We start from the raw sequence: 11,440 nt of genomic DNA, 5'->3' as shown, positions 1-11,440 counted from the left end.
TCCCGGAGCAATCCTTTCAGAAAAGCGGTTCTCTTCTTTAGTGAAGGGGACCGCTTTTATTATTGGTGGGAGGCGACACCCAAATGCTGAAAAACGACCGGAGAGCCGCAAAAATTGAAGGTTGCGCGTACCTCACTTCAAAAGTTGTGCGATTTTTTCACTGTTTTTCAGTGAGTTATGAGCGCGGAAAGAGAAAATACCTGGTAAAATGCTTGGTAAGTGTATTTCCTGCCGCTACCTTTGCAGCCGCTTAAGTTGGTCCTCGCCAGAAATGGGGTGTCTGACTGAGCATAACGCAAACAAAATCAAGCATTACAGTGAATACACTAAGCTACAAAACCAAGTCGGCCAATGCCGCAACGGTAGAGCGTAAGTGGCACGTTATTGACGCGGAAGGAGAGATCGTAGGCCGTTTGGCTTCCAAGATCGCTACTGTTCTTCGCGGCAAGCACAAGCCCGACTTTACCCCTCATTTTGATAACGGTGACCACGTCATCGTCGTGAACGCCGAAAAGGTCCGTTTCACCGGTGAGAAGCTGACCGACAAGGTCTACCTCCGCCACACCGGCTACCCCGGTGGCCAGCGTGCGGCTACTCCACGTGACCTTTTTGCCCGTAAGCCGGAGCGCGTTCTTGAAGTTGCCGTTCGTGGCATGCTGCCCAAGACCAAGCTCGGTCGTGCGCAAATCAAGAAACTGCACCTGTACGCAGGCGCTGAGCACCCCCACACTGCGCAAAAGCCAACGGAACTGAAGTAGTTATGAGTTTCGAGATTCGAGTTGTAAAACTCGGGATTCGCAACTTACAACTCGCAACTCCAACTTGCGCCAATTAAACAACCAGCGGTGTTCGACTGAATACTGCTTAACCTCCATAACATGGAAATGATCAATGCCATCGGGCGACGCAAAGCTTCCGTAGCGCGCGTTTACCTGACTCAGGGCACCGGTAACATCATCGTTAACGGTAAGGATTACAAAGAGTACATCCCCCAAACCCACCTCCAACCCAGCATCACCCAGCCATTCCGCATCATCGATGTGGACAACGGTATCTACGACATCAAAGTCAACGTATCCGGTGGCGGCATCAAGGGCCAGACCGAAGCTATCCGGATGGGTATCTCTCGTGCCCTCGTCAAGCTCAACGAAGACTTCCGCAGCCCGCTGAAATCTCAGAAGATGCTGACGCGTGACGCTCGTGTCGTAGAACGTAAGAAGTACGGTAAGCCTAAGGCCCGTAAGAGCTTCCAGTTCTCCAAGCGATAGTGCAGTTTCGAGTAGCGAGTTTCAAGTGGCAAGTAGGTTCACTTGCACCTCGCAACTTGCAACTCAACGTCCGCGACTTCTCAATTTCAATAACAATCAACCTGACCGACGCATATTTCGATCGGGTTCAATAAAAAACTCACAATGGCAACCAAGCCAACTCAGGAGCAACTCCTCGAAGCCGGTGTCCACTTCGGCCACCTTCGCCGCAAGTGGAACCCCAAGATGTCCAACTACATCTTCGGTGAAAAGAACGGCATTCACCTTATCGATCTTAACGCTACCCTTCAGGGTCTGGACCGCGCCGGCAACGCCATGCGCCAGATCGCAAAGGCGGGCAAGAAGATTCTCTTCGTAGCTACGAAGAAGCAGGCTCGTGACATCGTCACCGCCGCTGCTTCCGAAGTGAACATGCCTTACGTTACCGATCGGTGGCAGGGTGGTATGTTGACCAACTTCAACACGATCCGCCGCTCCATCCGTAAGATGCAGAATATCGAGCGCATGCTGGCCGACGGTACGCTCGAGAGCGTAACCAAGAAGGAAAAACTGACGCTTACGCGTGAGCACGCCAAAATGAACAAGGTACTTGGTGGTATCGCGGACATGAACCGTATCCCCAACGCCATCTTCGTTGTGGACATCGTACACGAGCACCTCGCCGTGGCCGAAGCCAAGAAGCTCAACATGCGTACGTTCGGTATCGTCGATACGAACGCCGACCCAACGAGCGTCGATTACCCAATCCCCGGCAACGACGATGCTTCTAAGTCCATCAAAGTCGTCATTGACTACCTGACGGAGTGCATCAAGCAGGGCCTTGCTGAAGGTAAGTCCGATAAGGACCAGAAAGCCGCTTCCGGTGAAAAGCAGGAAGCTACGGCGTAATTAGTCTTTAGTCTGTAGTCTACAGTCTGTAGTTCACCGCAACGTGAGACGGGCCATAGACTACAGACTATAGACTACAGACTATTTTCCCCCCCCAATCCAAAAGAAATTCAAACTATGGCAATTAGCGCCAAAGACGTAAAGAAACTACGGGACATGACTGGTTCCGGAATGATGGACTGCAAAAAAGCCCTCGCGGAAGCAGACGGTGATTTTGACAAAGCCATCGAGGTCCTCCGTAAGCGCGGTGAAAAAGTAGCCGCCAAGCGTGGAGACCGTGACGCCAACGAAGGTGCCGTGATCGCCAAGATCAACGACGACAAGACCTACGGCGTAATCATCCGCCTCTCTTCCGAAACGGACTTCGTTTCCAAGAATGAGGATTTTGTATCCTTCGCCAACAAAGTGGCCGACATCGCCCTGGCCAACAAGCCCGCTGACCTGAACGCACTGCTCGCCCTCCCCATGGAAGGTGACCTGACCATCCAGGACAAAGTGACGGAGATGGTTGGTAAGATCAACGAAAAGATCAACGTGACTGCTTACGAGCAGCTCAGTGCGCCCCTCGTTGCCGAGTACATCCACAGCGGTAACCGCGCTGGTGTTCTCGTTGGCCTCAGCGCTTCTTCCGACGAAGCTTACGCTGCCGGCCGTAGTGTTGCCATGCAGGTAGCCGCGATGAAGCCACTGGCTCTCGACAAAGGAGACATCGACCAGGCTACGCAGGACAAGGAGATCGACATCGCCAAAGAACTCGCGCGCCAGGAAGGCAAGCCAGAGGCTATGCTCGATAAGATCGCCATGGGCCGCTTGAACAAGTTCTTCAAGGAGAACACGCTCGTCAACCAGATGTACGTGCGGGACAACAAGAAGTCCATCAAGCAGTTCCTCAACGAAACTGAGAAGGGCCTCGCCGCTACTGGTTTCAAGCACATTACCCTAGTGTAATGCTACTGCGAGCCGCGGCTCGTAAATACTTTAATCAAAAAGCCCCTACTATCGGATGATGGTAGGGGCTTTTTGCGTGTTGTACACAATTTTAGTTTAATGAGTTGGGCGCTGCCGCAGGTGCAGAATAAAAGGGTGAGTACATGACCAAGCCATAATCAAAATGAAGGGGCGGATACTTGGATAGTCGCGTTAATAGTCTTGGCATACTTAACTTTAAGCAACAACAACCAACACACGTAGGGCTTCCCCTACCCACCGGAAGAGTTGTCCGGTGAGTCAATTATTGTAGCATGTTCTATTGGAAAACCGCTGCCGCCGTGGTAGCTCTCTTCGTTTGCTTACCCCTGCATGGCCAACAGCAGATTGCTGAACCCCGCCAAGCAGTGCTTGAAATGGCGGAAGCCGGTATTCCCGACACCTCCGCTTACCTGAAGGCGGCAGAAAACCTGGCCTACGCCGCCATCGAAGCGGGCAACCTTTCCATCGCAAGGAATGCGGCCATGATCCTTAGCGATATGGTGGAGCGCTATGAAGGGGCAACGTTACGGGAAGTCGGCTCCGGTAGGCTAACCAACGCCCGGGTTACCTACCAAATCAGCCGCCGCAACCCGGATGGTGTCGGTATCGCTCAGTCAGTTGTTGACGTAGCTCAAGAGGCAGAAGACGTCGATTTGGAGCTTGATGGCTTGTACGAAATGGCCCGTTTCCAACGGGGAACCCGCCGGTACGACGACCGGACTGCGACGTTGCAAAGGATGAATCAATTGGCATCAGATAGCAAAGAGGATTACTACCTCGCGCTCACCTACCTGGAGCAGGGGCGTGACTTAATTGAGAGAGGAGACGCTAAGCTTGGATTGGATTTACTTAATGAAGCTCAACGGACGTTTGACCAGGCAGGGGAAGCAGATGAGCTCCACCAAGTATATGATCTACGGGCGAAGGCGTGGATGAAGCTAAATGACTATGACCGTGCTTTAGAAAATGCCAACCTCGCCATCGCTTCCCTCTCCGAAATGCTTGATGAATCTTCGCCACGGGATGAACACGGGCACAACCAGTTCAATCTGGAGGGACTGGAAACCTTCTTTGACCCGACGACCTTGCTGAGCCACCGGGCCCGTCTATTCCGGGCAATGGACCGGCCCGACCTGGCGCTCAAGGATTACGAATCCCTGATCACCCTCCGCGGGCGGCAACGGGATGATAACGTGGTCGCCTCAAGCCAGACGCGTCAGAGCCGGATCATCATGGAATTTATGAGTGAGGCCATTGAGGCTCATTACGAACTGCTCGACGATGACCCCGAACACGCCTGGGAAGCACTCGCCCTTAGTGAGCAAATGAAGGCTTACGGGTTACTAGCCAGCCTTACCCTCCGCGACCGGCGTGGAAAGCAGGAAGAAACTGCGGCTCTCGAGCGGCAGATTGCCAGCCTGCAGCGCGCCCAACCACCGGGTATTCCCGTATCCCCGGAGTTGGCGTTACTGGAATTGAAGCTATCTGAACGCCTGGAGGCGGAGGGTACCCTTCCTCAGGGGCACTGGCGCTTTACGGCGGACGACGCCAAGGCATTGGTGGCTGATCTCCCCGGAGGGATGCTTCAGTACGCTACGGGCTACGACGAAAGTCATCTCTTCTACGTTGATGGTAACGGCCAACTAAGTATGTACCGGATCGAAGAAGGAATCAGGACCCACCTGGCGATCATCGACTGGCGGAAAACGATCGAAGAGTCTAGCTACGTGACCAAGTCGATCCGGCCAGCGTCAGTGCAGGATTCTTTGGACGGCGCCTTCCTGGCGCAAGGATTGGACTTAGTCCGGCGCGTATTTCCCGGCGTATCCATTGATTCACTACCCCGGGAACTACTGATCGTGCCCGACCAAATGATCAATTTCCTGCCCTTTGCCGCGCTGCCGATGGACTCGCTGGCAACGCCGTTCGGTTACGGTGACCTACGTTTCTTCGTAGATGAACATGATGTCAGTTACGGGTATTCCTTACGGCACCAAGCAGCCCTCAAAGCGAATGGTTCCAATAAGCGAACATCGAATCTACTGGCCTACGCACCCACGTTTACCGGGGCGGCGTCGGCGAGTGACGTGCTGGCCGCGCGGCGTAGCCTACCGATGGTGAAATCCGATACGGCCAGCCTTCCCGGCCTCACGCCCCTGGCTTTCAATGGGCCTGAGGCTGAGATGACCACCGAAGTACTGGAAATGGGAGAGGCCATCACCGGCCCCGCGGCTAATAGGGAATCTTTCCTGAAGCGACTGGGGGATGCTTCCATCCTCCACCTAAGTAGCCACGGCGTGATGAGTGCCCGCCACCCCAAGTATAGTTTTGTGGCCTTCAGCCAGTCCACTCCGGACCTTTTAGAAGAGGAACTGATCTACTACAATGACCTCCCCAGCTACGGAGTGGATGCGGACCTGGTCGTCCTCAGTGCCTGCGAGACGGGAATGGGGATGGTCGCTCCCGGAGAATCCGCCCTGACGATGGCCAGCGCCTTCATTAACGCTGGCGCTCGCAGCGTCGTCAGTAACCTCTGGTCGGTAGACGATGCGGCTACCCGGGAATTGATGGAGTATTTCTACCGGGAATTAGCCAGTGGGGAATCCCGTTTGATTGCCACCAATAACGCGCAGCGATCCTTAAAAAGCCAAGCTGCTTACGGCCACCCCTTTTACTGGGGAGCGCTTACGCTTTACGGCGACGAGGGGAAGTTAGAATTGAGTAAGCGTACGGAGTATTGGAAATTTGGAATAGGTGGTTTGTTGGGGCTGCTGGCCGTTGGGGGTGTTCTATATTTTCGCAGGTAGATCATGGCGTCGGCCAGAGACCCGCCTCGTCTGACGAATTCCGCGAAGCGGTTCGTCCGACGAGTGATCGAAGTGACTTTTAGTTTACTCGTCCGACGATTGATCGAGGTGACTTTCAGTTTACTCGTCAGACGAAAATTTGCTGTCGCTTCGCTTGGGCAAATTGATTCGTCGGACGAGGTCGACAACTCTCCTCCCCCTAAACTCCGCGCCCCCATTCAATTACTCCGCACCCGCGGCAGCGCCCAAACGATGATAGATCCAGGCGGCCCCCGCGCCCACCACTGAGAAACCTACCACCAGGAGGAAGACCGCCCGTTGCCCTTCCATGCCCGGGAAGCCATCGAGAAAATACCCCATCATCGGGCCCGCGAAGATATCCGGGGTATAGCCGACGAGGGAGATAAGACCAACCGCCGTACCGGTTAGTGCCAGCGGAATGTGACCTTGCTGCATCACGGCAAAGTAGAGCGAACGCAGCGCGTATACGCCGGTAGCAATAACGAGCGTAGAGAGAAAAAATAACCAGACCGCCGAAGAAACGATGAGACCGGAGGCGAATAGCAAGCCGCCTAAAGCACTCAAGATGAAACTAATGAAGAGCCAAAGGGTACTTTGGGACCGGTCCGCCAAAAAACCGATGAGGACGCCGACGACGGGCCGCACGAATAGTAACAACGTACCTACCCTCGCCGAATCTACCTCCCCGTACTTCATAACTTCGCGTGCGTAAAGCGAGAGGACGTCCGTGACCTTGTAGCCCGTGTAGGCACAGAGGATGATCACCATCAAAAGGGGGACGGCGGGTAAAGCCAGCACCTCCCGGACCTGAGCCAAGGTGATCCGGTCAATAATCGCACTCCGTTCCAGGTCACGATCGGTCTTTAAATAAAACCAAACCAGGACACCGACCAGGGCCACCAGGGAGCTGGCGGAGAATAAAACGGGGCGGTACCCCAGTTGACTTTCCGTTTGGGCCAGCCCTTCACCGACGATGTAGCCAGAGAAGATAGCGACGCCCAGCAGCCCAAAGAGCGCGCCGACGAGGCCACGGCCCCCATCGAGAAAACCGAATGCCCTCCCTTGCGCGTGCTGCCCTCCCCAGATACGGGTAGCCTTAATCATCGCTGCCCAGAACAGGAAGATGGTGGTGAACCCCCAGTAACCGTAGAGAATTTGCAAACCTGCGTAAGTGGGAAAAGTGGCCATGTAAATGCCGCCCGCTGCAGTAAGCCATAGGGCAGTGGCCATCAGCTTTCGCGGGGGAAAGCGGTCGGCCAGCGGCCCACCGAAGAGGTAAGACAAGAGGGCTACCACACCGTAGGCTGAGAAGCAAAGCCCAAGTTGGGTATTGTCCAGGCCGAAGGAGTCGAGGACCGTAGGGCGAAATACCCGAGGAAGTACGAACGGAAGAACGAAAACGGATTCACCGGCCAGGACGAGGAGCAGCAAATAGTACCAGGGCTGGTGCTTTTGGGGCATGAAAGAGGAGCTTCTTGGATCGAGTTGTAGTGAGTTGATTAAAAGCGGTGAGACACCTTACTTTTTAGATTGCTAAATTTAGTACGGCAATTTCGTAACGCTCCGTCGCGGGCGGTCATTGAATAACATTACCAGTCCCATACCCATGTTGCACCGCTACCTACTTACCTGTTTGTTGCTTTTCACCGCAGTTTTATCGGCCCAGCCGCCGACCGTACCCGCCGCAAGCGTGTCGGTGCGTAACATCACGGGCCAGTCCATGCAGCTCACCATCGACCGTGGTGACGGGGAACGGCGCATCGTCGTCATCAGCGACGCACCCATCACGGGTAGCCCCCAGGATATGATCGACTACAACCCCGACCTCACCTTTGGCGACGGTGACCAGATCGTCCCCGGAGAGTTCGTGATGTTTGACGGTAACCTACCCAACTTCGACGTTTTCACTGGTTTCGTGCCGGCTACGACCTACTACGTCAGCGTCTTTGAATACAACGGGCAGGACCAGATGACGGAATACTTGACGCCGGGTACAACGACCACCTTTACAACCCTGGGCCAGCCTACGCAGCAAGTAAGTGCCGTGATGGTCGATGAGATCACCGGCAACAGCGCGCAAATGACCTGGACGAACGGTAACGGGGACGGGCGAATCGTGGTCTTCCGCGAAGGCGCGGAGGTGTCGGCCAACCCCATCGATTTAGAAACGTACAGCAATCTGAGTAGTAGTTGGCGCGCCGGCGATGAGATCACTCCCGGAAATCGGGTGATGTTTACGACTCAGGGACCCCGTAACTCTTTCGTGGCTCAGCAACTTGAGCCGTCTAAGACCTACTTCTACAAAGTATTTGAATTCAATGGCACCGGCAACGGCAAGGTCTACGCCGTGCCCGGCGAGAGCGGACAGTTTGATACGCGGGACCGCCCCGAGGTAACTGGTTCCCTTACCGAAACAACCAACCCACAGGAAGGGGACCGTGCCCGCTTCAGCTACACCCAGGGCGACGGTGGTGGCCGTATTTTCGTCGTTAAACCAGGTACGGATTTGGCTGGGGTGACGCCTACCGATGGGACGCGGTACACCGCCAATACCCTATACGGTGCGGGCGACGAGATTGCCCCCGGTGCCTTCGTGGTGATCGATTTTCCAAGCCGCTCGCTGAACGGGACTGGTCTTCCCCAAATCACCATTCGTAACCTTCAGCCGGGCACCACCTATACGATGGGTATTTACGAATACGACTACGACGAAGGTTTCAACGGGCTCATCAACTACCAAACGGTGGCCCCCGCTACGATCACTTTCACCACCGCCGGGGCGCCGACGGTGCAGGCTAGCGACATCGTCTTCAGCGACAATACGGGTAACTCCATTCAGATAAACTACGACCGGGGGAATGGCGACGCCGCACTGGTCGTCTTCAAACCCGGCAGCCCGGTGGATTTCGTACCCACGGACCTCACGAGCTATACGACTTCCACCTCCGTAGTGGGGTCGCGGGGTGACCTCGGCAACGGTAACCGAGCGGTGTGGGCGAGTGCTAATCAGCCCTTTCTAGCAATTCAGGATCTTACCCCAGGCGTACGTTACTACGTCTCCATCTTTGAATATAACGGTAACTCGGGGCGCGTCTACTTCACTCCGGGAGCTACGTCAGATTTTCTAGCCGCCCTTACGCCCTCGGAATCCGCGACGAACATGGATTTCCGCGCCATCGAAGGTGACCGCTTCGACGTAGGTTGGGACGTCGGCAATGGCCAGCGCCGCCTACTCGTCGCCCGCGAAGGCCAACCCGTAACGGCTAGTCCCGTGGACGCCGGAGCGCGCCTCGACGATGGCAACCAGGTGTTTGGGGCGGGTACCGACATCGGTTCCGGCGAATTCGTGGTGTTCGACGGCACCTTCAATGGGGGAAATACCCAGCCCGTCATCGAAGGCCTCGAGATTGCGACCACCTACCATTTCGCCCTCTTCGAATACAACGAGGATGGCAACGGAAATACCTATTACCGCCGGACGGACCCCGCCACGGGAAGCCAATCTACGGCGACCATCCCCACCGTATTGGTGAGTGACCTCAACCCGCAGGAGGAGAATGCCGTGAGCATCACCTTCGTGCCGGAAAACGACGGCGGGGGCGAACGCAGTTTCCTCGTAATGAAGGAAGGGAGTGCCGTGGACGTGCAGCCAGCCAACCTCACGCGGTACACCACGAATATTCGCTTTGGTGAGGAGGAGATCGCTAATGGTAACTACGCCATGGGGTATAAATCACTTCCTTCCACGCAGTTTCCTGTAACCGAATTATTGGCTAACACGACCTACCACGCGGCTTACTTTGAGCTCAATGGCCGCAACTTCCCCGTCTACAGTCGGGAGGCTACCCGGTACAGTTTCACTACCGAAACCTACGCAACGGAAGGCGCAACCAGCCTGGAAGCCGTCAACGTCGGGGCGGAGCAATTACGGCTGCAGTTCTTCCGCGGTAATGGGGCGCGCCGGATTACGGTAGCCCGCCTCGCCACGGCGGCGGAGGTACAACCGATGGATAACCAGGTCTACGTCGCCAACGAAGTTTTCGGCATGGGTAGCGATCTGGGTGGCGGCAACTTCGTAGTAAACGAAGAAGATCTGTTCCGCCCCAACAATCGCCACTCGTTCAATATCCTGGGCTTAGACCCCGATACCGAATACGTCCTGACGACCTACGAGGTCACGGCAAACCGGACGGATACCTACTACCGCGTCCCCGGAGAATCACTGACGGTAATGACTTCCGCGGAGCCGACGATTGCGCCGATCAACTTGCAGATCAACGATACGCTCAACGAAAGCGCGACGATTGCCTGGACGACCGGTAACGGCGATGGGGAAGTAGTGCTCATCCGCCAGGGTAGCCCCGTCGGCGCCGTGGTGGCTACCGGTACCCGGGTGCGGGCGAGCTCCACCTATACGGCCGGAGGTACTTCCAATTGGATTGGCGATGCGCAGCCAGTTTTCTTCGGCCCGCAGACGCAAGTGAGCGTGACCCGTCTGCAAACGGGGACGGAATACTTCGTCCAGGTACAGGCCTACAATGGCTACTTTGAAAGCCCGGCCTACCAGCAAGATAGCGTCACGACAAGCTTTCGTACGCTCGGTCCGCCGGAAATCCAGGCTTCCAATCTGAGGGTCACCAGTTCTACTCCCAACCGTATTTCCCTGGCCTGGACGAAAGGAGGGGGCACCGATCGCCTGCTGGTCGCCAAAGCGGGAAGCGCCGTAGACACCGAACCGGTGGATAACGTACGGTATACCCCCAATACTTTCTTTGGTAGCGGCGATGACCTGGGAGGTGGAAATTACGTCATTGCGGCCGGTGATTTCGATACCATCTCGGTGACCAACCTGACCCCAAATGAGATCTACCACTTCAAAGTATTCGAGTACAATACCCAGAATACCGTGCTCTACAATCGCGATAGCCCACCGATGGTCTCCGCCCAGGCAGAGTTTTTCCTGCCCGTTACCTGGTCCCACTTTAGCGGTCGCAGCGCCAAGCAGTCAGCTATCCTGGATTGGGGTACCGCCGCCGAGGAAGGCTCGGACTACTTCGCCGTGGAGCGGGCTTCTTCAGCCACTCCTAGTTTCACGGAGGTCGGCCGTGTCGCCGCGCTGGGTGAGGCAGGGAAGTACACCTTTACTGATCCGGAATTGCTGCCGGATACTTACCTCTACCGTTTGCGGCAGGTGGATACTGACGGTGCGTTTACCTATTCCCGCGTCATCAACGTGACGATTGGTGGAACGGAGGGTCTGAGCGTTTATCCCAACCCCACTGTAGACCGCGTGAAAATTTTGGGCGCTGCCGCGGGTGCGAAGTACGTACTGAGGAGCCAGGGAGGAAGGGTGCTGCGCACGGGTAATTGGTCTTCGGACGGCTTATCCGTAACTCAACTGGAAGCAGGTAGCTACTACCTGACGGTGGGAGAAAAAATAGTGAAGTTTATTAAGCGATGAGTAACGGCCGCTAATTTGAGGACATA

The 11,440-nt window shown here is 55.6% G+C and carries 7 protein-coding genes; 6 read left to right on the top strand and 1 reads right to left on the bottom strand.

Annotated features, from left to right (window positions below):
- The first annotated feature begins 317 nt into the window (after positions 1 to 317).
- From rplM to A3850_RS02955, 5 genes are all read left to right on the top strand, one after another.
- A complete protein-coding gene (gene rplM / locus A3850_RS02975; RefSeq protein ID WP_068214053.1) occupies positions 318 to 758 on the top strand; it encodes a 50S ribosomal protein L13 in 441 nt (146 codons plus the stop codon).
- A gap of 120 nt (positions 759 to 878) precedes the next feature.
- A complete protein-coding gene (gene rpsI / locus A3850_RS02970) occupies positions 879 to 1,268 on the top strand; it encodes a 30S ribosomal protein S9 (protein ID WP_068214051.1) in 390 nt (129 codons plus the stop codon).
- A 144-nt stretch (positions 1,269 to 1,412) separates the two neighbouring features.
- The gene (gene rpsB, locus A3850_RS02965) at positions 1,413 to 2,156 is read left to right on the top strand and encodes a 30S ribosomal protein S2 (protein ID WP_068214049.1); all 744 of its coding nucleotides are present in this window, start codon (positions 1,413 to 1,415) and stop codon (positions 2,154 to 2,156) included.
- 117 nt (positions 2,157 to 2,273) lie between these two features.
- Positions 2,274 to 3,104, top strand: a complete 831-nt coding sequence (gene tsf / locus A3850_RS02960) for a translation elongation factor Ts (protein ID WP_068214047.1) — start codon at positions 2,274 to 2,276, stop codon at positions 3,102 to 3,104.
- Positions 3,105 to 3,397: 293 nt separating this feature from the next.
- The gene (locus A3850_RS02955; RefSeq protein WP_068214045.1) at positions 3,398 to 5,932 is read left to right on the top strand and encodes a CHAT domain-containing protein; all 2,535 of its coding nucleotides are present in this window, start codon (positions 3,398 to 3,400) and stop codon (positions 5,930 to 5,932) included.
- A gap of 222 nt (positions 5,933 to 6,154) precedes the next feature.
- On the opposite strand, the gene A3850_RS02950 is transcribed toward A3850_RS02955, so the two are convergent.
- Positions 6,155 to 7,414 carry a nitrate/nitrite transporter gene (locus A3850_RS02950; protein WP_068214043.1) on the bottom strand — a complete coding sequence of 420 codons (1,260 nt, stop codon included), beginning with the start codon at positions 7,412 to 7,414 and terminating at the stop codon, positions 6,155 to 6,157.
- Positions 7,415 to 7,559: 145 nt separating this feature from the next.
- Between A3850_RS02950 and A3850_RS02945 the strand changes: the two genes are divergently transcribed.
- On the top strand, positions 7,560 to 11,414 hold the full coding sequence (locus tag A3850_RS02945) for a hypothetical protein (RefSeq protein WP_068214041.1): 3,855 nt from the start codon (positions 7,560 to 7,562) through the stop codon (positions 11,412 to 11,414).
- Positions 11,415 to 11,440 lie beyond the last annotated feature (26 nt).

Source organism: Lewinella sp. 4G2 (assembly GCF_001625015.1).
Lineage (GTDB): Bacteria > Bacteroidota > Bacteroidia > Chitinophagales > Saprospiraceae > Neolewinella.
Note: the sequence above shows the minus strand (reverse complement) of the source record. Positions and strands in the feature narration are given on the sequence as shown.

Bases quoted from the DNA above. Each gene is read 5' to 3' on its own strand.
- A3850_RS02955 (WP_068214045.1), top strand. From the start codon at position 3,398: ATGTTCTATTGGAAAACCGCTGCCGCCGTGGTAGCTCTCTTCGTTTGC.
- rpsI (WP_068214051.1), top strand. From the start codon at position 879: ATGGAAATGATCAATGCCATCGGGCGACGCAAAGCTTCCGTAGCGCGC.
- A3850_RS02950 (WP_068214043.1), bottom strand. From the start codon at position 7,414: ATGCCCCAAAAGCACCAGCCCTGGTACTATTTGCTGCTCCTCGTCCTG.
- rpsB (WP_068214049.1), top strand. From the start codon at position 1,413: ATGGCAACCAAGCCAACTCAGGAGCAACTCCTCGAAGCCGGTGTCCAC.
- A3850_RS02945 (WP_068214041.1), top strand. From the start codon at position 7,560: ATGTTGCACCGCTACCTACTTACCTGTTTGTTGCTTTTCACCGCAGTT.
- tsf (WP_068214047.1), top strand. From the start codon at position 2,274: ATGGCAATTAGCGCCAAAGACGTAAAGAAACTACGGGACATGACTGGT.